This is a genomic window from Kitasatospora sp. NPDC034035 (genome assembly GCF_055575755.1).
Genome location: NZ_JBVISA010000011.1, coordinates 202,396 through 227,728 on the forward strand (window position 1 = coordinate 202,396; position 25,333 = coordinate 227,728).

At 72.4% G+C, this 25,333-nt stretch carries 22 protein-coding genes; 18 read left to right on the forward strand and 4 right to left on the reverse strand.

Annotation, left to right across the window (positions count from 1 at the left end):
• Nucleotides 1–347: 347 nt before the first annotated feature.
• From ACZ52J_RS18155 to ACZ52J_RS18225, 15 genes are all read left to right on the forward strand, one after another.
• Nucleotides 348–1,103 (forward strand): phosphocholine cytidylyltransferase family protein, encoded by a 756-nt coding sequence (locus tag ACZ52J_RS18155; protein ID WP_465619937.1) that lies wholly within the window; start codon nt 348–350, stop codon nt 1,101–1,103.
• A complete protein-coding gene (locus ACZ52J_RS18160) occupies nt 1,091–2,152 on the forward strand; it encodes an iron-containing alcohol dehydrogenase family protein (RefSeq protein ID WP_360489774.1) in 1,062 nt (353 codons plus the stop codon). Before ACZ52J_RS18155 ends, ACZ52J_RS18160 begins: the two co-directional genes overlap by 13 nt.
• 91 nt (nt 2,153–2,243) lie before the next feature.
• Nucleotides 2,244–2,981: a CDP-alcohol phosphatidyltransferase family protein gene (locus ACZ52J_RS18165; RefSeq protein WP_465620014.1), complete on the forward strand. Its 738-nt coding sequence runs from the start codon at nt 2,244–2,246 to the stop codon at nt 2,979–2,981.
• A 73-nt stretch (nt 2,982–3,054) separates the two neighbouring features.
• Nucleotides 3,055–3,954, forward strand: coding sequence for a glycosyltransferase family 2 protein (locus ACZ52J_RS18170; protein ID WP_360489772.1), 900 nt, complete (start codon nt 3,055–3,057; stop codon nt 3,952–3,954).
• Between the two features lie 141 nt (nt 3,955–4,095).
• A complete protein-coding gene (locus tag ACZ52J_RS18175; protein ID WP_360489770.1) occupies nt 4,096–5,037 on the forward strand; it encodes an ABC transporter permease in 942 nt (313 codons plus the stop codon).
• Nucleotides 5,030–5,839, forward strand: a complete 810-nt coding sequence (locus ACZ52J_RS18180; protein ID WP_360489768.1) for an ABC transporter ATP-binding protein — start codon at nt 5,030–5,032, stop codon at nt 5,837–5,839. Before ACZ52J_RS18175 ends, ACZ52J_RS18180 begins: the two co-directional genes overlap by 8 nt.
• Nucleotides 5,840–6,082: 243 nt before the next feature.
• A complete protein-coding gene (gene hpnC / locus ACZ52J_RS18185) occupies nt 6,083–7,087 on the forward strand; it encodes a squalene synthase HpnC (protein WP_396287640.1) in 1,005 nt (334 codons plus the stop codon).
• A gap of 41 nt (nt 7,088–7,128) precedes the next feature.
• On the forward strand, nt 7,129–7,986 hold the full coding sequence (hpnD, locus tag ACZ52J_RS18190; protein ID WP_360490667.1) for a presqualene diphosphate synthase HpnD: 858 nt from the start codon (nt 7,129–7,131) through the stop codon (nt 7,984–7,986).
• Nucleotides 7,987–8,113: 127 nt separating this feature from the next.
• On the forward strand, nt 8,114–9,547 hold the full coding sequence (gene hpnE / locus ACZ52J_RS18195) for a hydroxysqualene dehydroxylase HpnE (protein ID WP_465619940.1): 1,434 nt from the start codon (nt 8,114–8,116) through the stop codon (nt 9,545–9,547).
• 185 nt (nt 9,548–9,732) lie between these two features.
• The gene (locus tag ACZ52J_RS18200) at nt 9,733–10,821 is read left to right on the forward strand and encodes a polyprenyl synthetase family protein (RefSeq protein WP_396287639.1); all 1,089 of its coding nucleotides are present in this window, start codon (nt 9,733–9,735) and stop codon (nt 10,819–10,821) included.
• 7 nt (nt 10,822–10,828) lie between these two features.
• Nucleotides 10,829–12,925 carry a squalene--hopene cyclase gene (shc, locus tag ACZ52J_RS18205; protein ID WP_465619943.1) on the forward strand — a complete coding sequence of 699 codons (2,097 nt, stop codon included), beginning with the start codon at nt 10,829–10,831 and terminating at the stop codon, nt 12,923–12,925.
• A complete protein-coding gene (locus ACZ52J_RS18210) occupies nt 12,922–13,602 on the forward strand; it encodes a 5'-methylthioadenosine/S-adenosylhomocysteine nucleosidase family protein (protein WP_360489760.1) in 681 nt (226 codons plus the stop codon). Before shc ends, ACZ52J_RS18210 begins: the two co-directional genes overlap by 4 nt.
• 2 nt (nt 13,603–13,604) lie before the next feature.
• The gene (gene hpnH, locus ACZ52J_RS18215; RefSeq protein WP_465619945.1) at nt 13,605–14,633 is read left to right on the forward strand and encodes an adenosyl-hopene transferase HpnH; all 1,029 of its coding nucleotides are present in this window, start codon (nt 13,605–13,607) and stop codon (nt 14,631–14,633) included.
• Between the two features lie 112 nt (nt 14,634–14,745).
• Nucleotides 14,746–16,656 (forward strand): 1-deoxy-D-xylulose-5-phosphate synthase, encoded by a 1,911-nt coding sequence (gene dxs, locus ACZ52J_RS18220; protein ID WP_360489756.1) that lies wholly within the window; start codon nt 14,746–14,748, stop codon nt 16,654–16,656.
• Nucleotides 16,646–18,046 carry an aspartate aminotransferase family protein gene (locus ACZ52J_RS18225; protein ID WP_465619947.1) on the forward strand — a complete coding sequence of 467 codons (1,401 nt, stop codon included), beginning with the start codon at nt 16,646–16,648 and terminating at the stop codon, nt 18,044–18,046. Before dxs ends, ACZ52J_RS18225 begins: the two co-directional genes overlap by 11 nt.
• A gap of 78 nt (nt 18,047–18,124) precedes the next feature.
• Here ACZ52J_RS18225 and ACZ52J_RS18230 read toward each other — a convergent pair whose 3' ends face one another.
• On the reverse strand, nt 18,125–18,397 hold the full coding sequence (locus tag ACZ52J_RS18230) for a DUF6343 family protein (RefSeq protein ID WP_360489752.1): 273 nt from the start codon (nt 18,395–18,397) through the stop codon (nt 18,125–18,127).
• A gap of 76 nt (nt 18,398–18,473) precedes the next feature.
• Between ACZ52J_RS18230 and ACZ52J_RS18235 the strand changes: the two genes are divergently transcribed.
• A complete protein-coding gene (locus tag ACZ52J_RS18235) occupies nt 18,474–18,692 on the forward strand; it encodes an I78 family peptidase inhibitor (protein ID WP_360489750.1) in 219 nt (72 codons plus the stop codon).
• On the opposite strand, the gene ACZ52J_RS18240 is transcribed toward ACZ52J_RS18235, so the two are convergent.
• The gene (locus ACZ52J_RS18240) at nt 18,643–19,572 is read right to left on the reverse strand and encodes a phosphatase PAP2 family protein (protein ID WP_465619950.1); all 930 of its coding nucleotides are present in this window, start codon (nt 19,570–19,572) and stop codon (nt 18,643–18,645) included. The genes ACZ52J_RS18235 and ACZ52J_RS18240 overlap by 50 nt on opposite strands.
• Before the next feature lie 231 nt (nt 19,573–19,803).
• Nucleotides 19,804–20,571 (reverse strand): 3-oxoacyl-ACP reductase FabG, encoded by a 768-nt coding sequence (gene fabG / locus ACZ52J_RS18245; protein ID WP_360489746.1) that lies wholly within the window; start codon nt 20,569–20,571, stop codon nt 19,804–19,806.
• A 405-nt stretch (nt 20,572–20,976) separates the two neighbouring features.
• On the opposite strand from fabG, the gene ACZ52J_RS18250 reads away from it, so the two are divergent.
• On the forward strand, nt 20,977–21,843 hold the full coding sequence (locus ACZ52J_RS18250) for a MarR family winged helix-turn-helix transcriptional regulator (RefSeq protein WP_360489744.1): 867 nt from the start codon (nt 20,977–20,979) through the stop codon (nt 21,841–21,843).
• A 201-nt stretch (nt 21,844–22,044) separates the two neighbouring features.
• Here the strand turns inward: ACZ52J_RS18250 and ACZ52J_RS18255 are convergent, their stop codons facing one another.
• A complete protein-coding gene (locus ACZ52J_RS18255; RefSeq protein ID WP_465619952.1) occupies nt 22,045–22,908 on the reverse strand; it encodes an aldo/keto reductase in 864 nt (287 codons plus the stop codon).
• A 572-nt stretch (nt 22,909–23,480) separates the two neighbouring features.
• Here ACZ52J_RS18255 and ACZ52J_RS18260 point away from each other — a divergent pair.
• Complete coding sequence (locus ACZ52J_RS18260) at nt 23,481–25,283, forward strand: ABC transporter transmembrane domain-containing protein (protein ID WP_465619954.1); 1,803 nt, start codon at nt 23,481–23,483, stop codon at nt 25,281–25,283.
• Nucleotides 25,284–25,333: the final 50 nt, after the last annotated feature.

Sequence of the window (25,333 nt, forward strand, 5' to 3'; positions counted from 1 at the left end):
GGAGGACTCCGGAAGCGGCCCGGCGCGGACACCCGCCCCACCCGTACGCGAAACCCGCACGTGACCCGTACGCGACCCGCACGCGAGACCCGTACGCGGACACCCGCGCACGACCGCCCGCACGAACGCCGCCGCCACCGCCTGGTCACCCCTCCGTCACCGTCCCGTCTCCGGGCGCGTTCGGGCCGGTCGTCCAAGTCGCCTACCATCACATACGACACGGTGCCCGGATCTGTGCCGGCACCGGCGCGCCGCTGCCCGGCCCGGTCGCACCCCGTCCGGCGAAGCAGCGCCGCCGCCCCTCGGCACGGCCCGCGCGCACAGCACGACGGATCAGGAGACCCCGCATGATCGGCCTCGTTCTGGCAGCCGGCGCCGGCCGCCGGCTGCGCCCGTACACCGACACCCTGCCCAAGGCGCTGGTGCCGGTCGACGGGGAGCGGACCGTCCTGGACCTCACCCTCGGCAACTTCGCCGAGGTCGGACTGCGCGAGGCCGCGATCGTCGTCGGCTACCGCAAGGAGGCGGTGTACGACCGCAAGGACGCCCTGGAGAGCAAGTACGGCGTCAAGCTCCACCTGGTCGAGAACGACAAGGCCGAGGAGTGGAACAACGCGTACTCGCTCTGGTGCGCCCGCGACCTGTTCGGCGAGGGTCTGCTGCTGGCCAACGGCGACACCGTCCACCCGGCCTCCGTCCAGCGCACCATGCTGGAGGGTAACCAGCGTCTCCTCGACGGCGGCACCGCCCCCGGCATCCTGCTCGCCCTCGACACGGTGAAGAAGCTCGCCGACGAGGAGATGAAGGTCGTCGTCGACCCGGCCGCCGGTATGCGCCGCATCACCAAGCTGATGGACCCGGCCGAGGCGAGCGGCGAGTACATCGGCGTCACGGTGATCAACCCGTCCGCCGCCGCCGACCTGACCGACGCGCTGCGCGTCACCTACGAGCGCGACCCGCAGCTGTACTACGAGGACGGCTACCAGGAGATGGTCGACCGCGGCCTGCGGATCGACGTGCAGCCGATCGGCGAGGTCTCCTGGGTCGAGGTCGACAACCACGACGACCTGGCGAAGGCGCGGGAGATCGCGTGCCAGTACTGACCCGACTGGTCCCGTCGCCGCTGTTCGTGGAGATCCGCTCGGGCGCGCTGGACGCGCTCGGCGGGATCCTCGCGGACCAGCGGCTGTCGGCCTCGGGCCGGATCGCGGTGGCGATCAGCAACGGCTCCGGCGCGGCCATGCGCCGTCGCCTGGAGCCGGCCCTGCCGGGCGCCGACTGGTACAACGTGGACGACGGCAGCCTGGACAGCGCGGTGCGCCTGGCCGAGGCGATGCGCGGCGGGCACTACGACGCGATCGTCGGCCTCGGCGGCGGCAAGATCATCGACGCCGCCAAGTACGCCGCCGCCCGGGTCGGCCTGCCGTTGGTCGCGGTCGCCACCAACCTGGCCCACGACGGCATCTGCTCGCCGGTCTCCACCCTCGACAACGACGCCGGCCGGGGCTCCTACGGGGTGCCCAGCCCGATCGGCATCATCGTCGACCTGGACGTGATCCGGGAGGCCCCGCAGCGCTTCGTCGCGGCCGGCATCGGCGACGTCGTCTCCAACATCTCGGCCTGCGCGGACTGGGAGTTGTCGCACGCGGTCACCGGCGAGCCGGTGGACGGGCTGGCCGTCGCGATGGCCCGCTCGGCGGGCGAGAACCTGCTGCGGCACCCAGGAAACACTCAGGATCAGGACCTCCTGACAGCCCTCGCGGAAGCCCTGGTACTGTCCGGCATCGCGATGAACATCGCTGGCAGCACCCGGCCTTCGTCAGGCGCCTGCCACGAGATCTCGCATGCCCTGGACGTGCTGTATCCCAAGCGGTCCGCCCAGCACGGCGAACAGGTCGGCCTCGGTGCCGCGTTCGCCAGCTTCCTGCGGGGCGAGCGCGAGCTGACCGGTCTGATCGTGGAGCGCCTGGCGAGCCACGGGCTGCCGGTGACCGCCGCTCAGATCGGCTTCACCGAAGCGGAGTTCACCGAAGCGGTGCACTACGCTCCGAACACCCGCCCGGGACGCTTCACCATCCTTGAGCACCTCGACCTCTCCCCTTCCGCTATCAGGGACGCGTACGCCGACTATGTCCAAGCCCTCAACAGCTGACCCCTCCACCGCGGGCGCCGAACGGCCCCCGGTGGACCTGACCCGCCGGCCCTCGATCGAGGAGCTGCGCGCGGTGATCCACCCGGAGGGCATGCTCCAGCGCCGCAGCGCCGAGCACTGGGCCGGGCGTCTGTACATGCGGAGGATCTCGCTGCGGATCACCCGTGTGCTCTCCACCGTGACGGCGATCACGCCCAACGGCCTGACGTACCTGATGATGTGCACCGGCATCCTGGCCGGCGCCGCGCTGGTCGTGCCGGGCATCGCGGGCGCGGTCCTGGGTGCCCTGCTGATCCAGGTCTACCTGCTGCTGGACTGCGTGGACGGCGAGGTGGCCCGCTGGCGTCGGCAGACCTCGCTCACCGGCGTCTACCTGGACCGGGTCGGCCACTACATGTCCGAGGCGGCCCTGCTGACCGGCCTCGGCCTGCGCGCCACCGACCTGCTGCACCGCGAGGGCGGCGGCTCGCACTGGGAGTGGGCCTTCCTCGGCACGCTGGCCGCGCTCGGCGCGATCCTGATCAAGTCCGAGACGGACCTGGTGGACGTGGCCCGGGCCCGCACCGGTCTGACGGCCGTCGAGGACAGCGCCTCGGTGCCGCGCTCGGCCACCGTCGCCAAGGCCCGCCGGGCGGCCTCGCTCCTGAAGTTCCACCGCCTGGTCGGCGCGGTCGAGGCCTCGCTGTTCATCCTGGCCGCCGGGATCGCCGACACCGTGCACGGCGGGCTCTTCTTCACCCGGCTCGCGGTGGTCGTCCTGGCGGCGATCGCCATGCTGCAGACCGTGCTGCACCTGCTGAGCATCGTCCTCTCGAGCAGGCTGCGATGAGCGAGCGGAGCGAGCGAATGATCGACAGGTGCGCGTGGGCGCATGCCCCTGCCGAGCGCGGCGAGGTGGGTGCATGAACGCCGTGACCAACGCGGAGAGCTTCCGCCTCGGCGCCGTGATCATCACCATGGGCAACCGGCCCGCCGAGCTCAACGCCCTGATCGAGTCCGTCCGCGCCCAGGAGGGCCCCGCGGTCGAGCTGGCCGTGGTCGTCAACGGCGCCCCGCTGCCCCCGCTGCCGGAGGGCGTGCGCACCGTCGAGCTGCCGGAGAACCTCGGCATCCCGGGCGGCCGCAACGTCGGCATCGAGCTGTTCGGCCGGGACGGCGCGGACGTGGACGCCGTCCTGTTCCTGGACGACGACGGCTGCCTGCCGCGCACCGACTCCGCCCGTCTGCTGCGCGAGGCCTTCACCGCCGACCCGGAGCTGGGCATCGTGTCCTTCCGGATCGCCGACCCGGACACCGGTGTCACCCAGCGCCGGCACGTCCCCCGGCTGCGTGCCAGCGACCCGCTGCGCTCGTCCCGGGTGACCACCTTCCTGGGCGGCGCGAGCGCCGTGCGCTGCAAGGTGTTCGAGGAGGCCGGCCAGCTGCCCGCCGAGTTCTTCTACGCCCACGAGGAGACCGACCTCGCGTGGCGCGCGGTGGACGCGGGCTGGGGCATCGACTATCGGGCGGACGTGGTGCTGCACCACCCCACGACCTCCCCGGCCCGGCACGCCACCTACTTCCACAACGTGGCCCGCAACCGGGTTTGGCTCGCGAGGCGGAACCTTCCGGCCCTGTTGGTGCCTCTCTATCTGGGAACCTGGCTTCTGCTCACCCTGGCCCGCCGCCCTTCCCCCGAGGCGCTGAAGGCCTGGTGGGGCGGATTCCGGGCGGGCTGGCGCGAATCCTGCGGTCCGCGACGGCCCATGCGATGGCGTACCGTTTGGCAACTGACCAGGCTGGGCCGACCTCCGATCATCTGATCTGATCAAATGATCGATTGCTGCGGCCGGTGACCACACACCGGCCGGCTCCCCCGAGATCCCAGTGGATCCCCATCGGCGCACGGCCGGCGGACCCCCCGTCGACCGGCCGCCCCGACCGATCCCGCGTGAAGGACGAATGTGTCGACAGTGAGTGAACCCGTCAGCCTCTCGACCCCCAGGGGGGTGGACGCGGGCCTGACCGCGAAGCAGCTTGCGGACAAGTACGGTCTGTCGGTGAGCGGCGCCCGGCCGGGTCTGTTCGCCTACACCAAGCAGCTCTGGGCCCGGCGCCACTTCATCTGGGCCTTCGCCACCGCCCGACTGGTGGCCCAGTACACCGACGCCAAGCTCGGCCAGCTGTGGCAGGTCGTGACCCCGCTGCTCAACTGCGCGGTCTTCTACCTGGTCTTCGGCGTGATCCTGTCGAGCAAGGACGGCTTCCCGCCGGACACGTACATCGCCTGGCTCTGCATCGGCGTCTTCGTGTTCCAGTTCACCCAGAACGCAGTGCAGTCCGGCACCCGGGCGATCTCCGACAACCTCGGCCTGATCCGGGCCCTGCACTTCCCCCGCGCCAGCCTGCCGATCGCCTTCACCGTGATCCAGCTCCAGCAGCTGATGATCTCGATGGTCGTGCTGGTCGTGACCGTCCTGGCCAGCGGCATCGCCCCGGGCAGGACCTGGCTGCTGATCATCCCGGCGCTGATCCTGCAGACGATGTTCAACACCGGCATCTCCCTGATCATGGCCCGGATCGGCGCCAAGACCAGTGACATCTCCCAGCTGATCCCGTTCGTGATGCGGGCCTGGATGTTCCTGTCCGGCGTGATGTTCAGCATCCAGGACCGGGTCCACAAGTGGCCGCACTACATCCAGGTGATCTGCAACGTGAACCCGGCCTCGGTCTACATGGACCTGCTGCGGCACGCCTTCGCGCCGGTCATCTACAACAAGCACCAGTCCGTGTACCAGTCCCTGCCGCCGCACCAGTGGGTGTACGGGCTCGCCTGGGGCGTCGGGCTGTTCGTCATCGGATACGTCTTCTTCTGGAAGGCCGAGGAGGAGTACGGCCGTGGCTGACGTCGACCTGAACAAGAACGACTTCGTCCGGGACACGGACGTGGCCCGCGAGCCCACCGTCGTCGTCGACGACGTGCACATCGTCTACCGGGTGCACGGCGCCGGCTCCGGCAAGGGCAGTGCCACCTCGGCGCTGAGCCGCATCCTCAGCCGCAAGCGCGGGGCCGGCGTGCGCGAGGTGCACGCGGTGAAGGGCATCAGCTTCACCGCGTACAAGGGCGAGGCGATCGGCCTGATCGGCTCCAACGGCTCCGGCAAGTCGACCATGCTCTCCGCCATCGCGGGCCTGCTGCCGACGGAGAAGGGCGGCATCTACACCAACGGCCAGCCCTCGCTGCTGGGCGTCAACGCCGCGCTGATGAACGAGCTCAGCGGCGAGCGCAACGTCGTCCTGGGCTGCCTGGCGATGGGGATGTCCCCGGCCGACGTGCGGGAGCGCTACCAGGACATCGTCGAGTTCTCCGGCATCAACGACAAGGGCGACTTCATCTCCCTGCCGATGCGCACCTACTCCTCCGGCATGGGTGCCCGCCTGCGCTTCTCGATCGCCGCCGCGAAGACCCACGACGTGCTGCTGATCGACGAGGCCCTGGCCACCGGTGACCAGGCCTTCCAGCAGCGCAGCAAGCGGCGCATCGACGAGCTGCGCGGGTCCGCCGGTACGGTCTTCCTCGTCAGCCACGACAACAACTCGATCCGCGAGGTCTGCGAGCGGACCATCTGGATCGAGGCCGGCGAGCTCGTCATGGACGGGCCGACCGACGAGGTCGTCGGCCGCTACGAGCGCGGCGAGCGCCCGTAGCACCCCCGCCTCCAGGGCCGGTTCCGGGACATCCGGGACCGGCCCTTCGGCGTGCCCCCGCCGTTACCCCAGGTGGCCGCCCCCGCAGGGGTGAGCACCCCGCCGGGCGGGCGGGGCGGTCTTCACCGGCGCGCCCCGGGGTGTCAGGCTGGTGGGCGCGGGGGCGGTGTGCCGGACGTGACGCCCGCGCTCGGACGCGTGTCCGAGTCGGACCGGTCGTACCCAGCGGTGTAGAACGGGGGAGTGACAGCAGTGTCGGCTTCGGCCCAGCCCAGTGATACGCCGGTGAACCGTTCCGCGGGTCAGACCCTGGACAAGGCGGGTGCGGAGAACTTCCCGGTCGCCCCGTTCTTCCTGCCCGCCGCCTGGCGCGACGACCTGATGGCGGTGTACGGCTTCGCCCGCCTCGTCGACGACTCCGGCGACGGCGACCTGGCCGACCCGGCCGCCACCGCCCGGCTGCTCGGCGTCGAGCAGGCGCCCCCGGCCACCCCTTCGGACCAGTCCGGCCCGCCGACTCCGCAGGAGGTCGCCTTCCGGCTCGCGCTGCTCGACGGGCTGGAGCACGACCTCGACCGGGTCTTCGAGACCGCGCTGCACCCGGGCGGCTCCGCCGGATCCGGCGCCGACCGCCCGCGCCACCCGCTGATGCGGGCCCTGGTTCCGCTGGTCGACCGGCACGGCCTGACGCCCGAGCCGTTCCGCCGTCTGATCGAGGCCAACCGGGTGGACCAGTCCACCGCCCGCTACGCCACGTACGACGACCTGATCGGCTACTGCACGCTCTCCGCCGACCCGATCGGCCGCCTCGTCCTGGCCATCGCGGGCGTCTCCACGCCCGAGCGGATCGAGCTCTCCGACGCCATCTGCAGTGGCCTCCAGGTGGTCGAGCACCTGCAGGACGTCGCCGAGGACCTGCGCCACGGCCGGATCTACCTCCCCACCGAGGACCTGGAGCGCTTCGGAGTGACCGAGGCCGACCTCGCCGCCCCCTCCGCCGACGGCGCTGTGCGGGAGCTGATCGCCTTCGAAGCGGAACGGGCCCGCACCCTGCTCGATCGCGGCGCACCATTGGTAGGTACGGTTCGGGGGAGGCTTCGACTGCTCCTGGCGGGATTCACCGCCGGCGGGTACGCGGCCCTGGCTGCCGTCGAGGACGCCGGGTACGACGTGCTCGCCCGGCAGGCGAAGCCGGACAAGCGCCGCCTCGCAGCGAAGGCGGCGGCCATCTTCGCGAAGGGAAGGTGAACGCCCGAGTGGCGGCATCACCACTGGCGTCGGCCCAGGTCATGGCGGCATACCGGTACTGCGAGGCAGTCACCGGGCTGCAGGCGCGCAACTTCAGCTACGGCATCCGCCTGCTGCCCGAACCCAAGCGGCTGGCCATGTCGGCCCTGTACGCCCTGGCCCGCCGGGTGGACGACATCGGCGACGGCGACCTCCCGGCCGACCGCAAGGCCGAGGCGCTGCTGCGCACCCGGGAACTGGTGGACGAGGTCCGCTCCGGAGTGGTCGCGGAGGACGACACCGACCCGATCAAGGTCGCCCTGGCCGACACGGCCCGGCGCTTCCCGATCCCGCTCGGCGGCTTCGACGAACTGATCGACGGCGTCGAGATGGACCTCAAGGGCGCCGAGTACCAGACGTACGAGGAGCTGAAGGTCTACTGCCGCTGCGTGGCCGGCGCGATCGGCCGGCTCTCCCTGGGCGTCTACGGCTGCGACGACCCCGAGCTCGGGGCGCGGTACGCGGACACCCTGGGCCTGGCGCTGCAGCTCACCAACATCCTGCGCGACCTGCGCGAGGACGCCCTGAACGGCCGCACCTACCTGCCCACCGAGGACCTCGTCCGGTTCGGCTGCGAGCAGGGCTTCGCGCTGCCCAAGCCGCCGGTCGGCGCGGACTTCACCGGCCTGGTGGCCTTCGAGGCCGCCCGCGCCCAGGCCGCCTTCGAGGAGGGCCTGCGGCTGCTGCCGATGCTCGACCGCCGCAGCCGCGCCTGCACCGCCGCGATGGCCGGGATCTACCACCGGCTGCTCGGCCGGATCGCCGCCGACCCCGAGTCGGTCCTGCGCGGCCGGGTCTCGCTGCCGGGCTGGGAGAAGGCGTACGTGGCGCTTTCCGGGCTCGCCGGGGGGCGTTCTTGATTCTCGCGACAGTTCTGTCACGCTGTGTCAGCGGGGAATCACGTGCGGGCAGTTCCGTGTTGACCGAACGAGGACCGGCTTCAGCGACCGCCTGCCGGCGGTCCAGCGACTGCGAGGGGGAGGGCCGATGACCGGGCGAGCCGATGCCGCGCGCCCGGCCGCCGTCGTGGTCGGCGGCGGCCTGGCCGGAATCACCGCCGCCCTGCGCCTGGCCGAGGCGGGCCACCGGGTCACCCTCGCCGAGGGGCGGCCCCGGCTCGGCGGCCTGGCGTTCTCCTTCCGACGCGGCGAGCTGACCGTCGACAACGGCCAGCACGTCTACCTGCGCTGCTGCACCGCCTACCGCGGCCTGCTGGAGCGGCTCGGCGCCACCCGCCTGGTCCACCTGCAGGACCGCCTCGACGTCCCGGTGCTCTCCGTCACCGGCCCCGACGCCGCACCGGTGCGCACCCTCGGCCGGCTGCAGCGGGCCGGCCTGCCCGTCCCCCTGCACCTGGCCGCCAGCCTCGCCCGCTACCCGCACCTGTCCCCGGTCGACCGCGCCCGGGTGGTCCGCGGCGCGCTCGCCCTGAAGGGCCTGGACCTCGACGACCCGGCGCTGGACCGGATCTCCTTCGGCGAGTGGCTGCGCCGCAACGGGCAGAACGCCGCCACCCAGGCCGCCCTGTGGGACCTGGTCGGCGTCGCCACCCTGAACGGGCGGGCCGACCAGGTGTCGATGGCGCTCGCGGCGAAGGTGTTCCAGACCGGCCTGCTCTCCGACCCGGGCGCCGCCGACATCGGCATCGCCGCCGCCCCGCTCGGCGCGATCCACCACGACCGGGCGCTCGCCGAGCTGGAACACGCCGGTGTGAAGGTGCTGCTGCGCACCCGGGTGGCGGAACTCAAGCCGGCCGCGCCGCAGCACGCCGTCCTCCTGGAGGGCGGGGAACTGCTCACCGCCGACACCGTCGTGCTGGCCGGCGCCCAGGACAGCGCGGCCGCCCTACTGCCGCCGAACGCCATCCCGGAGCAGGAACGGCTGGCCGGGTTCGGCACCGCGCCGATCCTCAACGTGCACGTGATCTACGACCGCAAGCTGCTGCGTCGGCCGTTCTTCGCCGCCCTCGGCTCCCCGGTCCAGTGGGTCTTCGACCGCACCGCGCACTCCGGCCTGGCCGCCACCGAGCTGGGCCGGGCCCACCCGGGCGCCCAGTACCTGGCGCTCTCGCAGTCCGCCGCGCAGGACGAGATCGACCTGCCGGTCGCCGAGCTGCGCCGCCGCTACCTGCCCGAGCTGGAACGGCTGCTGCCGGCCGCGGCCGGGGCCGAGGTGCTCGACTTCTTCGTCACCCGCGAGCGCACCGCGACCTTCGACCCGGCCCCGGGCCGCGGGGCACTGCGCCCGTCGGCCCGCACCGAGGTTCCCGGCCTGCTGCTGGCCGGCTCGTGGACGGCCACCGGCTGGCCCGCGACCATGGAGGGCGCCGTGCGCAGCGGCCACGCCGCCGCCGACGCCGCGCTCGCCGCGACCGGCGCCCGGGTGCCGGTGGACCGCGGCGACGGGAGGTGGCCCAGGTGACGGCGGGCCCCGCCGCCGGAGAGCCCGCGAGAGCCGACGGGCGTACCGTCGAGCGCGTCGGCGGAATCAGCGGGACCGGCCGGACCGACGCCCTTGGCACCGGCACCACCCGAATCGACACCAGCCGCACCGACAGCACCCGGCCGCCCCGTGCGGTCCGGCACCACCAGGGAGAGGGAACGCACGTGGAGTCACGCACCGGCTTCGCCGTCGGAGGTACGGCGCACGCCGAACCGGTCTCGGTGCCGGAGCTGCTCGCCCGCAGCCGTACGCTCTGCACCCCGCCGCTACGGGCCGCCGTCGCCCGTTTGGCCGCACCGATGGACACCGTCGGGGCCTACCACTTCGGCTGGATCGACCGGGACGGCACGCCGGTCTCGGGGGACGGCGGCAAGGCCGTACGCCCGGCGCTGGCACTGCTGTCCGCCCAGGCCACCGGTGCGGCGGCCGAGGTGGGGGTGCCCGGTGGGGTGGCCGTTGAACTGGTGCACAACTTCTCCCTGCTCCATGATGATCTGATGGACGGTGACGAGACCCGGCGGCACCGGGCCACCGCCTGGACGGTCTTCGGGCCGGCCCAGGCGATCCTGGTCGGCGACGCCCTGGCGACGCTCGGCACGGAGGTGCTGCTCGACGCCGCGGTGACCGGCGGCGCGAGTCCCACCGACGCCGCGCGCGCCGTCCGGCTGCTCACCACGGCGACCCGCCGGCTGATCGACGGCCAGGCCATGGACGTCGCCTTCGAACAGCGCGACAGCGTGACCGTCGCGGAGTGCCTGGAGATGGAGGGCGGAAAGACCGCGGCCCTGCTGGCCGCCGCCTCGGCGATCGGCGCGGTCCTGGCCGGGGCCGACGACAAGGTCTCCGACTCCCTCCAGCGCTACGGCCACCACCTGGGCCTGGCCTTCCAGGCGGTGGACGACCTGCTCGGCATCTGGGGCGCCACCGAGGTCACCGGCAAGCCGCACTGGGGAGACCTGCGCCAGCGCAAGAAGTCCCTGCCGGTCGCCGCAGCCCTGGCCGAGGGCGGCCCGGCCTCGCGCCGGCTCGCCGGGCAGCTGGCCGACCCGAAGGGGCGGGGAGAGGAGAGCGAGCCCGAGCTCGCCGCCCGGGCCGCGCTGATCGAGGAGGCCGGCGGCCGCGCCTGGACCCAGGAGGAGGCCCGCCGCCAGCACACGACTGCCCTCTCCGCCCTGGACGAGGTGCCCATGTCCGACGAGGTGCGCGAGCACTTCGTCGCACTCGCCGAATTCGTGGTGGTACGAGAGAGGTGACGTTACGTTGACAGCAACCGCGGACGGCCGGCTCGACCCTGAGTACGATTCCGAGCCGGTCGCGGTGGGCGACCGCCCCCCGGCCCTCCTGGGCGCGGGGCGGTGGCAGCCCGAGGACGCCGACCAGCTCCGGCCGACCGACGAGGCGGACCTCCGACCGGCCGACGCGCGGGAGGCCCTGGCCCGCGCCACCACCCACCTGCTCTCGCTGCAGTCCTCCGAGGGCTGGTGGAAAGGCGACCTGGAGACCAACGTCACCATGGACGCCGAGGATTTACTGCTCCGACAGTTCCTCGGGATCCGGACCGACGAACAGACGAACGCCACCGCCGAGTGGATCCGCTCCCATCAGCGTGAGGACGGCACCTGGGCCACCTTCCACGGCGGGCCGCCCGAACTGTCCACCACCGTCGAGGCCTACGTCGCGCTCAGGCTGGCCGGCGACGAGCCGAACGCCCCGCACATGCTGGCCGCCGCCCGGTACGTCCGCTCGGCGGGCGGCATCGCGGCCGCCCGGGTGTTCACCCGGATCTGGCTCGCGCTGTTCGGCTGGTGGCCCTGGGAGCGGCTGCCGGAGATGCCGCCCGAGATCATCTTCCTGCCCAAGTGGCTCCCGCTGAACATCTACGCCTTCGGGTGCTGGGCCCGCCAGACCATCGTCCCGCTGACCGTCGTCTCCGCCCACCGGCCCGTCCGTCCGGCGCCCTTCCAGCTCACCGAGCTGCACACCGACCCGGCCGACCCCTACCCCCAACGGCCGCTCGCCCCCGCCACCACCTGGGACGGCCTGTTCGAGCGCCTCGACAAGGCACTGCACGCCTACCACCGCCGGGCCTTCCGCCCGCTGCGCCGCCTGGCCGTCGCCCAGGCCTGCCGCTGGATCGTCGAACGGCAGGAAGCCGACGGCTGCTGGGGCGGCATCCAGCCCCCCGCCGTCTACTCGCTGATCGCCCTGCACCTCGAGGGCTACGAGCTGGAACACCCGGTGATGCAGGCCGGACTCTCCTCCTTCGACCGCTTCACCGTGCACACCGAGGACGGCAAGCGCTGGCTGGAGGCCTGCCAGTCCCCGGTCTGGGACACCTGCCTGGCCACCGTCGCGCTGGCCGACGCCGGGCTGCCGGCCGACCACCCCGCGCTGGTCTCCGCCGTCGACTGGATGCTCGGCGAGGAGATCCGCAAGCGCGGCGACTGGGCCGTCCAACGGCCCGGGCTCCCCGCCGGCGGCTGGGCCTTCGAGTTCGAGAACGACACCTACCCCGACATCGACGACACCGCCGAGGTGGTCCTGGCGCTGCGCCGGGTGGCCCACCCCGACCCGGCCAAGGTCGACGCGGCGGTGGACCGGGGCGTGCTGTGGAACCTCGGCATGCAGTCCAAGAACGGCGCCTGGGGCGCCTTCGACGTCGACAACACCAGCACGCTGCCCAACAAGCTGCCGTTCTGCGACTTCGGCGAGGTGGTCGACCCGCCGTCCGCCGACGTCACCGCCCACGTGGTGGAGATGCTCGCGGAGACCGGCCGCGCCCGCGACCCCCGGACCCGGCGCGGCATCGAGTGGCTGCTGCGCAACCAGGAGGCGGACGGCTCATGGTTCGGCCGCTGGGGCACCAACTACATCTACGGCACCGGCTCGGTGCTGCCCGCCCTGGTCGCGGCCGGCGTCCCGGACGAGCACCCGGCGATCCGCCGGGCGGTGCGCTGGCTGGAGGACCGGCAGAACGCCGACGGCGGCTGGGGCGAGGACATGCGCTCCTACGACGACCCGGCGCGCTGGGCCGGGCGCGGCGACTCCACCGCCTCGCAGACCGCGTGGGCGCTGATGGCGCTGCTCGCAGCCGGCGAGGGCCCGGACGGCCGGACCAACCCGGCGGTGGAACGCGGCGTGGACTGGCTGGTGCGCACCCAGCTGCCCGAGGGCACCTGGGACGAGCCGCAATTCACCGGCACCGGCTTCCCGTGGGACTTCTCCATCAACTACCACCTGTACCGGCTGGTCTTCCCGGTCACCGCGCTCGGCCGCTACCTCCACGGCAGCCCGACCATCCGTCGGGACGGTGGGGGCCGGGCGAACGGCACCCCGGCGATCGGGGCGGCGCGGTGACCACCGCCCCCCTGCTGGTGCTCTGCGCACTGGGCCCCGAGGTCTGGGCCCTGCGCGGCGGCGACTGGCGCGGCGCGGCCGGCGGAGCCCCGGTGCTGGTCCGCACCGGGGTCGGCCGGCGGCGCGCCGGGATGGCCGTCCGACGGCTGCTCGGCTCCGTCCCCGGCGGCTACGGCGCGGTCGTGGTGGCCGGCTTCGGCGCCGCGCTCGGCCCCGGTGTACAGCCCGGCGACGTCGTCGCGGCCGACGGCGTGCGCGACGCCGAGGGCCACCTCTACCCGGTCGACTCCGGGCCGGAGCTCACCCGGGCGCTGAAGGAACGCGGCCTGACCGTACACACCGGGGTGCACCACACCGCCGACCACGTCGTGCGCGGCATCGAGCGCCGGGCACTGCACCTGCAGGGCGCGCTCGCCGTCGACATGGAGGCCGCCGCCGTGCTGGCCGCGCTGCGGGAGGTGCGGCCGACACTGCCCGCAGCCGTCCTGCGCGTGGTGGTCGACACCCCCGAGCACGAACTGCTGCGCCCCGGCACCCTCCCGGCCGGGGTGCGGGCCTGGCGGACCCTCCGGGCGACGGTGCCCGCCCTGGTCGACTGGTACCGGCAGGAGCTCGCGCCCCGCTCCGCAGACCTGAACCACCCCACATCCTCGACGCTCCCTCAGGAGGCGAGCTAGCCATGGCCATGCCGTTGCGCCAGACCGTGCGGGTCGGCACCTACCTCATGCAGCAGAAGCTGCTCAAACGACGGGACAAGTTCCCGCTGATCGTGGAGCTGGAACCGCTGTTCGCCTGCAACCTCGCCTGCGAGGGCTGCGGCAAGATCCAGCACCCGGCGGGCGTCCTGAAGCAGCGGATGCCCGTCGCCCAGGCGGTCGGCGCGGTCCTGGAGTCGGGTGCCCCGATGGTCTCGATCGCCGGCGGCGAGCCGCTGATGCACCCGCAGATCGACGAGATCGTCCGCCAGCTGGTCGAGCACCGCAAGTACGTGTTCCTGTGCACCAACGCGCTGCTGCTGCGCAAGAAGATCGAGAAGTTCACGCCCTCCCCGTACTTCACCTTCGCCGTGCACATCGACGGCATGCGGGAGCGGCACGACGAGTCGGTGGCCAAGGAGGGCACCTTCGACGAGGCGGTGGCCGCCATCAAGGAGGCCAAGCGGCGCGGCTTCCGGGTCACCACCAACAGCACCTTCTTCAACACCGACACCCCGCAGACCGTCATCGAGGTGCTGGACTACCTCAACGACGAGCTGAAAGTGGACGAGATGATGATCTCGCCCGCCTACGCCTACGAGAAGGCCCCCGACCAGGAGCACTTCCTGGGCGTCGAACAGACCAGGGAACTCTTCCGCAAAGCCTTCGCCGGCGGGAACCGCAAGCGCTGGCGCCTCAACCACAGCCCGCTCTTCCTGGACTTCCTGGAGGGCAAGGCCGACTTCGAATGCACCCCGTGGGGCATCCCCAACTACTCGCTGTTCGGCTGGCAGCGGCCCTGCTACCTGATGGCCGACGGCTACGTGCCGACCTACCGCGAGCTGGTCGAGAAGACCGACTGGAGCAAGTACGGCCGCGGCCGGGACCCGCGCTGCGCCAACTGCATGGCCCACTGCGGCTACGAGCCGACGGCCGTCCTCGCCACCATGGGTTCGCTCCAGCAGTCGCTGCGCGCCATCACCGAGACCATCGGCGGCAACCACGGCCGCTGAGCCGGGAGTTGACCGCCAAGTCGGCACCCCGGCCCGGGCCCCGCGCCCGGGCCGGCTCCGCCCCTGCCGGGCGGAGGCATCACCGCACCGCTCCGAGTCGTGAGGTGTACCCATGTCACTGCTCTCCCGCGTCACCTCGCCGGCCGAGCTGCGCAAGCTCCCGGCGGCCGAACTCCCGCTGCTCGCCGACGAGATCAGGGACTTCCTGATCGACGCCGTCACCCGCACCGGCGGACACCTCGGGCCCAACCTCGGCGTGGTGGAGCTCACCATCGCGCTGCACCGGGTCTTCGACTCGCCGTACGACCGGATCGTCTTCGACACCGGCCACCAGAGCTACGTCCACAAACTGCTCACCGGCCGCCAGGACTTCACCCGGCTGAGGATGCGGGGCGGACTGTCCGGCTACCCCTCGCGCGGCGAGTCCGAGCACGACCTGGTCGAGAACTCGCACGCCTCCACCGCGCTCTCCTACGCCGACGGCCTGGCCAAAGCCGCCCGGCTGCTCGGCCAGCACGACCGGCACACCGTCGCGGTGATCGGCGACGGCGCGCTCACCGGCGGACTCGCCTGGGAAGCGCTCAACAACATCGCCGAAGCCCGCGACCGGCCGCTGGTCATCGTCGTCAACGACAACGAACGCTCCTACGCCAAGACCATCGGCGGCCTCGCCAACCACCTCGCCACCCTGCGCACCACCCAGGGCTACGAGCGCTTCCTCGCCCTCGGCAAGGAAGCGCTGCAACGCACCCCGCTGGTCGGCCAGCCGATCTTCGACGCGCTGCACGGCGCCAAGAAGGGGTTCAAGGACGCCTTCGCCCCACAGGGCATGTTCGAGGACCTCGGCCTCAAGTACCTCGGCCCGATCGACGGCCACGACCTGGGCGCGGTCGAACAGGCGCTGCGCCAGGCCCGCAACTTCGGCGGGCCGGTCATCGTGCACTGCCTCACCGTCAAGGGACGCGGCTACCGGCCCGCCGAGCAGGACGAAGCCGACCGCTTCCACGCCGTCAACCCGATCGACCCGTACACCTGCCTGCCGATCTCGCCCAGCAGCGGCGTCTCCTGGACCTCGGTGTTCGGCGAGGAACTGCTCGCGCTCGGCACCGAGCGGCCGGACCTGGTGGCGATCACCGCGGCCATGCTGCAGCCGGTGGGCCTGGCGCCGTTCGCCAAGGCGTACCCGACGCGGACCTTCGACGTCGGGATCGCCGAACAGCACGCCGTCACCAGCGCCGCGGGGCTCGCCACCGGAGGACTGCACCCGGTGGTCGCGGTGTACGCGACCTTCCTGAACCGGGCCTTCGACCAGGTGTTGATGGACGTCGCCCTGCACCGGCTGGGCGTCACCTTCGTACTCGACCGCTCCGGGGTGACCGGACCGGACGGCGCCTCGCACAACGGCATGTGGGACCTGTCGATCCTGCAGGTCGTCCCGGGCCTGCGGCTCGCCGCACCGCGCGACGCCGACCAGCTGCGGGCCCAGCTGCGCGAGGCCGTCGAGGTCGGGGACGCGCCGACGGTCGTGCGCTTCCCGAAGGGGAACGTCGGGCCCGCCGTGCCGGCCGTCGAGCGGATCGGCGGGGTGGACGTGCTGCTGCGCACCGGGCGCCCGGCCGAGATCCTGCTGGTCGCCGTCGGCACCACCGCCCCGGCCTGCCTGGACGCCGCCCGGCTGTTGCTCGCCGAGGGTTTCACCGCGACCGTCGTCGACCCGCGCTGGGTCAAGCCCGTCGACCCGGCGCTGCCCGAGCTGGCCGCCGCCCACCGGCTGGTGGTCACCGTCGAGGACAACGGCCGGACCGGCGGGGTCGGTTCGGCGATCGCCCAGGCGCTGCGCGACGCCGACGTGGACGTACCGCTGCGGGTCCTCGGCCTGCCGCAGGAGTTCCTCGGGCACGCCTCGCGCGGAGAGATCCTCGAGGAGGCGGGGCTCACCGGGACCGGGGTCGCCGCCCAGGCCGCCGTCTTCGCCAAGAACCTGCTACCGACCCGAGGAGCGAACCCGCGCCATGCCGGCTGACCCAGACCGCCCCGCCTTCGACCTCGCCGCCCTCCTCGCCGAACGCGGCGGTGAGCGCTACGAGTTGAGCAGCCGCTACCTCAACCCGCAGCTGTCCCGGATGCTCCACACCATCGGCTTCGACAAGTACTACGAGCGCGCCAAGGGCCAGTACTTCTACGACGCCGAGGGCAACGAGTACCTCGACATGCTGGCCGGCTTCGGCATCTTCGCGCTCGGCCGCCACCACCCGGTGGTGCGCACGGCGATCCAGCAGGTGATGGACCTGGACCTGCCGGACCTGGTGCGCTTCGACTGCTCGCCGCTGCCCGGGCTGCTGGCCGAGCGGCTGCTGTCGTACGCCCCCGGGCTGGACCGGGTGTTCTTCGGCAACAGCGGGACGGAAGCGGTGGAGACCGCGCTGAAGTTCGCCCGGTACGCCACCGGACGCCGGCGGATCCTCTACGCCGACCACGCCTTCCACGGGCTGACCACCGGCTCGCTCTCGGTCAACGGGGAGAACGGCTTCCGCAAGGGATTCGACCCGCTGCTCCCGGACACCGCCATCCCGCTCGGCGATCTGTCGGCGCTGGCAAAGGAGTTGAAGCGCGGCGACGTCGCGGCCCTGATCGTCGAACCGATCCAGGGCAAGGGCGTCCAGGCCCCGCCGCCCGGCTGGCTGCGCGCCGCCCAGGCGCTGCTGCACGAGCACAAGGCGCTGCTCATCTGCGACGAGGTGCAGACCGGGATCGGCCGCACCGGAGAGTTCTTCGCCTACCAGCACGAGGACGGCGTGCTGCCCGACCTGGTCTGCGCGGCCAAGGCGCTCTCCGGCGGGTACGTCCCGGTCGGGGCGACGCTCGGCAAGGGCTGGATCTTCGAGAAGGTGTACTCCTCGATGGACCGGGTGCTGGTGCACTCGGCCAGCTTCGGATCGAACGCCCAGGCCATGGCGGCCGGGCTGGCGACCCTGGAGGTGATGCGGGACGAGAAGGTGGTGGAGAACGCCCGCACGGTCGGCGACCGGTTCCGCGAGCGGCTGACCGAGCTGGTCGACAAGTACGAGCTGCTCGCCGAGGTGCGCGGGCGCGGGCTGATGATCGGCATCGAGTTCGGCCGGCCCAAGTCGCTCAAGCTGCGCACCGGGTGGACGGCCCTGCAGGCGGCACGCAAGGGGCTGTTCGCGCAGATGGTCGTGGTCCCGCTGCTGCAGCGGCACCGGATCCTCACCCAGGTGTCCGGGGACCACCTGGAAGTGATCAAGCTGCTTCCGCCGCTGATCATCACCGAGCGGGACGTGGACCGCTTCATGGACGCCTTCACCGACATCATGGACGAGGCCCACCGGGGGAGCGGCCTGATGTGGGACTTCGGGCGGACGCTGGTGAAGCAGGCGGTCGGCGGCCGCTGAGGCCGAGGGCCGGGTGGTTTGGGTGCGGGGAGTGGGAAGTCGGCCGGGCCGACTTCCCACTCCATGGGAGACACCGCGTCAGAGCTCGGTCCGGCGACGCCGGACGACCACCACGAGATCGACGATGGCGAACAGGGAGAGCAGGCCGCACGCGACGGCGAAGCCGGTGAGCGTGCCCCGGCTGGGTGCGCCGTTGACGGGCGAGACGGCCGCCCAGACCGCGAAGCCCACCGTGGCCAGCACGAACAGCGGCGTGAAGATGAGCGAGAGCAGGTAGCGGAGCTTGAGGTCGCTGCGGGCGGTGGTCGGCTCGGTGCCGCTGCGCCACCGTCGCGGGGTGGTGGTGCGCATGGCCTTCACCTCCGGACCGCGCGGGTCGGGCTACGATTCCAGCGTACGTCCGAGGAGGCTGGCCGGGGGAGGCACGATGTCGGGGTCGGACGCGGTGGGGTCGGGTACGGCGGGGGCGGACGCCGAGGGGTACGCGGGGCTGCGGGTCGAGCGGGCCCGGGAGCTGGCCCGGCGGCACGGCTGGGCCTCGGTCCGGGTGCTGGAGCCCGGGGACCTGATGACCATGGAGTACCGGCAGGGGCGGCTCAACCTCGCGGTGCGGGACGGCGTGGTCGAGCGGAGCTGGGAGGGGTAGCGCTCGCCCCCACCGCCGTGGCGGCCCGGTAGGGGAGGGCGCGGCGGCCGAAGCGGCGGTGGAGCCGTTGCTCGACGATGGTCACGAGGGGTTCCAGCAGCGGCAGCGAGAGCAGGACGAGCAGCCCGGCGGCCCAGCCGGCCAGCACGTCGGTGACCCAGTGGGTGCCCAGGTAGACCGTGGTCAGGCCGATCGAGCAGGCGGTTCCGGCGGCGATCACCGCGCCGGTGCGACGCCAGCGGACCGCGAGGTAGGCAAGCACGCCCCAGGTGACCACGGCGTTCGCGGTGTGGCCGGACGGGAAGATGGTGCCGCCGGAGAAGAGCTCGGGCGAGCCGACGTACTGGGCGTAGTGCGGGCCGAGCCGGCCGGTGACGATCTTCACCGCGCCCACCGTGACATTCAGCAAAAGCAGCGCGATCCCCATGACCAGCAGCGGGCGCAGTCGGCCTAGTCGGCGGGCGCGCCAGGCGAGCCAGGCGAAGGCGGCGATCGCCGAGGGCCCGCGCTGCCCGGCGACCACCCAGGAGTCGAGCAGCGGCTCCAGCCGGGGCCACCGCTCGTACGGGCGCAGCAGGCGGACCGACCAGTCGAGGTCGACCAGGGCGGTGTTGAGCAGGACACCGGCCAGTACCAGCAGGTAGACGACGACGGTGGCGGCGAGCAGGGCGGCCTGCCGTCGGCTCATCGGCGGCCAGCCGGGGTCGCGGCCGGCGGGGCTTATGGGGCTGACGGGGCCGATCGGGCTGCGGCGGTCGGGGTCGCGGCTGATGGGGCCGATCGGGCCGCAGGGGGTGGTGGGGCGTCCCCGGCCGGTGGTGGCGGTGTGGTGTCGCCGTCCCTGTCGCGGAATGGGGGCGGGGGTACTTCCGGATTGCACGGGGCGACCTTACCCATCCGGACAGGGCTATTCCGGGGGTAATTGTCATTTACCCGTGAAATCGACAATTTGGGCTGTCCGGGGTGGTCCGGCGAGCGATTTCCGCTATTTCGGGATCGAATGCCAGTGTGGTCTTCGAATGGTTCCCCAAAAGCCCCGGTAAAGGAAACGGAGTGGGAGGCCGACCTGCCCGGCTTCCCACTCCGTGGTAACCCTGTGTAGGTTCCGTGCTCAGTCGAGGGGCCCGCCCGCGACGTAGATCACCTGGCCGGAGACGAAGCCGGCGCCCTCGCTCGCCAGGAACGAGATGGTGTGGGCGACGTCCTCAGGCAGACCGACCCGCTGGACCGGGATCTGAGAGGCGGCAGCCCGCTTGAAGTCTTCGAAGTCCATGCCGACCCGGGCGGCGGTGGCTGCTGTCATGTCCGTGGCGATGAATCCGGGGGCGACGGCGTTGGCGGTGATGCCGAACTTGCCCAGCTCAATGGCCAAAGTCTTGGTGAAGCCCTGCAGGCCGGCCTTGGCGGCCGAGTAGTTGGCCTGGCCGCGGTTGCCCTGGGCCGAGGAGGAGGACAGGTTGACGATGCGGCCGAATCCGGCGTCGACCATGTGCTTCTGCACTGCGCGGGTCATCAGGAAGGCGCCGCGGAGGTGAACGTTCATGACCGTGTCCCAGTCGGACTCGGACATCTTGAAGAGCAGGTTGTCGCGGAGAACACCCGCGTTGTTGACCAGCACGACGGGGGTGCCGAGCTCGGCGACCACGCGGTCGACGGCGGCCTGGACCTGCTCGGCGTTCGAGACGTCGGCGCCGACGGCCACGGCCCTGCCGCCGGCGGCGGTGATCCGGTCCACGGTGTCCTTGCCGGCCGCCTCGTCCAGGTCCAGGACGGCGACCGCGTAACCGTCGGCGGCCAGCCGGACGGCGGTGGCGGCACCCAGGCCGCGGGCGGCGCCGGTGACGACGGCGACCCGGGGGGCGGTGCTCTGCTCGGTCATGCTCGCTCTCGTCTCTCTCGGGGGTTGCCTCCGGGGGAGAGCCCCCGGGGGAGGGTGGCCACACCCTACCGGCGAGTAGGGAAGGCGGCCAGAGTGGAGAGACGCAGGTGACGGTCGGTAAGGACCGACCGGTCGGCTTTCTGCTGAGAACGGGTTACTGCAACGGTGTGGCAGCGCGTAAATATGCCAATGTTGCCGAACCTGCGTCTACTATCCGCCCCTGCCTGCCAGCAGGGGCCAGCCGTTTGTATAGTGTCCGCCAGCAGCCACCGGCTGCACGGCTGGAGCGCCCTCCCTCATAGCTGGACGCCCACTCGCCGTTACTGCCCCACCCGGGTGTCCCACACACACCGGGTGTGACATCGGGACGGATACATGGTGCTGGGGGAGATCCCGACAACCCGCGTGTCCGCGCGACTGCAGCAGTCGCCCGGACACCTCATTCGCGTTGCACAGCAGGTTCACACCCGGCTGTGGTCGGAGCACGTCGGAGCCGATCTCACGGCTCCGCAGTTCGCCGTGCTGCTGGTCCTGGCCCTCGAGCCGGGTGCGGACCAGCGAACGGTCGGCGAGCGAGCGTCGCTGGACAAGGCCACGATGGCCGAGATGGTCGCGCGGCTGGTCCGCCGCGGCCTGGTGCTGCGTCGGCGCGACCCGGCCGACGGCCGACGCAAGCTGCTCGCTCTCTCGCAGAGCGGCGCCCAGGCGGTGCGCGAGGCCACCGGTGGTGTGGTCCGCGTGCAGCGCGTCCTGTTCGAGCCGCTGACGGCGGAGGAGCAGGTCGAGGTCGTCCGGGTGATGGCCAAGATAGCCAGGCTGGAGCCCGCGGCGGTCGCCGTCTTCACGGACGCGCGGCCGATACTGGACGCCCAGCGGGCGATCGGCTACCTGATCAGGGTGAGCCAGCAGGTGCACACCAAGCTCTGGTCGGAGCACGTCGGCGCGGAGCTGACGGCCCCGCAGTACGCGGTGCTGGACGCCCTGGAGCAGGAGCCGGGCGCCGACCAGCGCACGGTGGGCGAGCTGGCCTCGCTGGACAAGGCCACCATGGCCGAGATGGTGAGCCGGCTGGTGCGCCGCGGTCTGGTGCAGCGCCGGCGCGACCCCTCGGACGGACGGCGCAACCTGCTCTCGCTCTCACCGGCGGGACAGGACCTGCTGCACCGCTCGGCCGCCGGGGTGGCCGAGGTCCAGCGGCTGCTGCTGGCTCCGCTGGAGGAGGCTGAGCACGAGGCTGCACTCGCGCTCATCGCCAAGGCGGGCAGGCTTTAGACCAAGCCTTGGTAACAACAGCCAAAACGATTCGCCAACGCACCAAGGGTCCCTGGCCGTTGGTGTGGTGATGTTGTGAATCGCGCATGACGAGGACCGCCCGCCCCGTTCGGGGCGGGCGGCCCTCGTCATGGCGGCCGTCAGGCCCCGTGGGGCCGGTCGCGGATGCTCGGGGACCGGATTCGGCACCCCGGGTCCACGTCAGTTCCAGTCGAAGCCCTGCGGGTCCGGACCGATGCGCTTGCCGGTGGCGACGGCGGCGATCGCCGTGAGGTCCTCCGCGTCCAGCTCGAAGCCGATGACGTCCAGGTTCTCCCGGATCCGGGACGGGGTGACCGACTTCGGGATGGCGATCACGCCGCTCTGCAGGTGCCAGCGCAGGACCACCTGGGCGACCGTGCGACCGTGCTTCTCGGCGATCTTCACCAGGGCCGGCTCGGCGAGCAGCTCCCCGCCCTGGCCCAGCGGGCTCCACGCCTCGGTGGCGATGCCGTGCTGCGCGTGGAAGGCGCGCAGCTCCTCCTGCGGGAAGTACGGGTGCAGTTCGACCTGGTTCAGGACCGGGGCGACCGAGGCCTCGTCGAGCAGGCGGGTCAGCTGCTCGGTGCCGAAGTTGGAGACGCCGATCGACTTGACCCGGCCGTCCGCCTTCAGCTGCTCGAAGGCCTTCCAGATGTTGAGGTAGCTGCCGTGCATCGGGCGCGGCCAGTGGATCAGGTACAGGTCGAGGTAGTCGAGGCCGAGCTTGTCCATCGAGGCGTCGAACGCGCGCAGCACGGCGTCGCGGCCCTGCTCGCCGGACCAGTCGCGGGTGCCCGAGTTCCACAGCTTGGTGGTGATGTAGAGGTCCTCGCGGGCGATGCCGCCCGCCAGCGCCTCGGCGATCGCCGCGCCGGTGCCGGCCTCGTTCTCGTAGATGGCCGCGGTGTCGATGGAGCGGTAGCCCGCGCCGATCGCGGAGTTGACGGCGGCGGTGGCCTCACCGTCCGGGACCTGCCACACGCCGAAACCGAGCTGCGGGATCTGCGCGCCGTCGTTGAGAGTGACGCTGGGGATGGTGCTCACGGGACGGGATGCCCTCCTGGTCGTAGGTCTTTCCAGTGGGGGGCAACTGGCACCGGAACCTGATTGTTCCCGCCAAACGGGCGAATTTTGGGTGGAGGTTTGCAGTGGCTCGCCCCGGGCGGACGAGCGTCGGGGGCGGGGTCGCAGGCCCGTCGCGGGCCCCCGCAGGCCCGTCGGAGGTCCGTCGCAGGTCCGTCGCAGGCCCGTCGGAGGCCCGGCGGAGGTCCCTGGCGGGCTGGGCGGGCGGGCCGGGCGGGGAGCCGGGCGGGCGGGGCGGCGGAAAACCTGTTGCGCGGGTCACACCGGGGTTGGCAGGCTCGCGGACATGGCCTCCTGAAATCAGGGCCCTTCGTGCCCTTCCCATGTCCCGTCCGGGGCTCCCACCGGACGTGTCGACGCCGCCGCGCCGTTGCGCCGCGCGTCCGTCGCCCATTGCCCTCGCCTGTCGGCTCGGGCTGCTCGCGTGAACCGGTCCGCCGTGCCGGACGGCGCGCGCCCGTCCGTGCCCCGTTCGCCCGCACCCCCGTTCGCCCGGTTCCCCCGTACCTCCGCACCGTTCGTATCGGAGTGTCATGCCGCTCACCCCGCTGCCGCCGGCCGACCCCGGCAGTCCCGATCTCTCCTCACCCCTGGCCTTCCTGCGCTGGCTGCAGCGCAGTCAGCGGCGCGGGCAACTGCTCGCGACCTGCTGGACGCTGCTCGAGATGGGGTGCCAGGCCGCCCTGCCGATACCGCTCGGCTCGGGCGTGCAGGCCGCCGTCGACGGTGACGCCGGCGGGATCTGGCAGGCCGGCGGGCTCGCCCTGCTGCTTGCCGTGGGCGCCGCGCTGGGCACCGTCCTGTCGCATCGCCAAGCGGTCTGGAACTGGATCCACGCGGCTTGCCAGGTACGGCAGTTGGTGGCCCGGCAGGCCTCGCACCTCGGGGCCGGGCTGTCCCGCCGGATCGCCACCGGTGAGGTCGTCGCGGTCGGCAGCGGGGACGTCGAGCGGATCGGCTGGTACGTCGAGCTGATCGCCCGGGTCCGGTCCGCGGTGATCGTCTGGCTGGCCGTCAGCTCGGTGGTGCTGGTGGTCGAACCGGTGCTGGGCATCGGCGTGCTGCTCGGCGTCCCGGTGCTGGCGGCCTCCGTCTGGCCGCTGATCGGGCCGTTCGAGCGGCGCTACGAGCAGCAGCGCGCGCTCGGCGGCAAGGCCACCGAGCTGGCCGCCGACACGGTGGCGGGGCTGCGGGTGCTGCGCGGCATCGGCGGTGAGGAACTGTTCCTGGAGCGGTACCGGGCGGCCTCCCAGAAGGTGCGGGCGGCCGCCGTCCGCTCGGCCCGGATCTGGTCGCTGATGCAGGCCCAACAGGTGCTGCTGCCCGGCCTGTTCGTGATCGGTGTCACCTGGTACGGCGCCCGGCTGGCGGCCTCCGGCGAGCTCTCCGTCGGCACCCTGATCGCGGTGTACGGCGCGACCGCATTCCTGGCCGCGCCGCTGCGGATCCTGGGCGAGGCGGCGCACGCCTGGAGCGTCGCCCGGGTCTCCGCAGGGCGGGCCGTCCGGGTGCTGTCCCTCAGCCGGAGCGGTGGAGCGAGCGAGGCCACGACGACCACGACAATCACGCCGGCCCCACGGACCAGGCCGGCCAAGGCGGACCTGTACGACCCGGTCAGCGGGCTGACCGCGCGGGCCGGTGAGCTGACCGCGGTGGTCTGCGGGGACCCGGACCTCGCCGGGGCGCTCGCCGAGCGGCTCGGCGGCCACGTCCCGTTGGCCGAGGGCGAGCAGGCGCAGCCCTCCGTACGGCTCGGCGGGACGGAGCTGGACACGGTGCCGCTGGCCGAGGCGCGGGCGGCCGTGCTGGTCCACGACAAGGAGCCGGTGCTGCTCTCCGGCACCCTGGCCGAGCTGTTCGACATCCCGTCCTCGGGCCGGGTCTCGGCGGCCGAGGCGCTGGTGGCCGCCCGGTCGGACGACGTGCTGGAGGCGCTGGTGGACGGCTCGCCGGAGTGCGCGGGCGATCCGATGCGCGCCCGGATCACCGAGCGCGGGCGCTCGCTGTCCGGCGGCCAGCGCCAGCGGCTCGCCCTGGCCCGCGCGCTGCTGGCGGACCCGCCGGTCCTGGTGCTGGACGAACCCACCAGCGCGGTGGACGCCCACACCGAGTCCAGGATCGCCACCGGACTGCGGGACACCCGGGCGGGCCGCACCACCGTGGTGTTCGCGACCAGTCCGCTGCTGCTCGACCAGGCGGACCGGGTGGTGCTGCTGCGCGAGGGCCGGGTGGTCGCGGCGGGGCGGCACCGCGAGCTGATGCGGTCCGAGCCGGCCTACCGGGCCGTGGTCACCCGCGACGAGGAGGCCGCCCAGCCGGTGGGTGAGGCCGTGTGAACAGCGTCATGAACAGGTTCGCCGGCAGTCCCGCCCCGTACCCGAGGAGT

Coding starts and splice junctions, on each gene's coding strand:
- ACZ52J_RS18155 (WP_465619937.1), top strand. CDS start 348: ATGATCGGCCTCGTTCTGGCAGCCGGCGCCGGCCGCCGGCTGCGCCCG.
- ACZ52J_RS18165 (WP_465620014.1), top strand. CDS start 2,244: ATGCTCCAGCGCCGCAGCGCCGAGCACTGGGCCGGGCGTCTGTACATG.
- ACZ52J_RS18170 (WP_360489772.1), top strand. CDS start 3,055: ATGAACGCCGTGACCAACGCGGAGAGCTTCCGCCTCGGCGCCGTGATC.
- hpnD (WP_360490667.1), top strand. CDS start 7,129: ATGGCGGCATACCGGTACTGCGAGGCAGTCACCGGGCTGCAGGCGCGC.
- hpnE (WP_465619940.1), top strand. CDS start 8,114: ATGACCGGGCGAGCCGATGCCGCGCGCCCGGCCGCCGTCGTGGTCGGC.
- hpnH (WP_465619945.1), top strand. CDS start 13,605: ATGGCCATGCCGTTGCGCCAGACCGTGCGGGTCGGCACCTACCTCATG.
- dxs (WP_360489756.1), top strand. CDS start 14,746: ATGTCACTGCTCTCCCGCGTCACCTCGCCGGCCGAGCTGCGCAAGCTC.
- ACZ52J_RS18225 (WP_465619947.1), top strand. CDS start 16,646: ATGCCGGCTGACCCAGACCGCCCCGCCTTCGACCTCGCCGCCCTCCTC.
- ACZ52J_RS18230 (WP_360489752.1), bottom strand. CDS start 18,397: ATGCGCACCACCACCCCGCGACGGTGGCGCAGCGGCACCGAGCCGACC.
- ACZ52J_RS18235 (WP_360489750.1), top strand. CDS start 18,474: ATGTCGGGGTCGGACGCGGTGGGGTCGGGTACGGCGGGGGCGGACGCC.
- fabG (WP_360489746.1), bottom strand. CDS start 20,571: ATGACCGAGCAGAGCACCGCCCCCCGGGTCGCCGTCGTCACCGGCGCC.
- ACZ52J_RS18260 (WP_465619954.1), top strand. CDS start 23,481: ATGCCGCTCACCCCGCTGCCGCCGGCCGACCCCGGCAGTCCCGATCTC.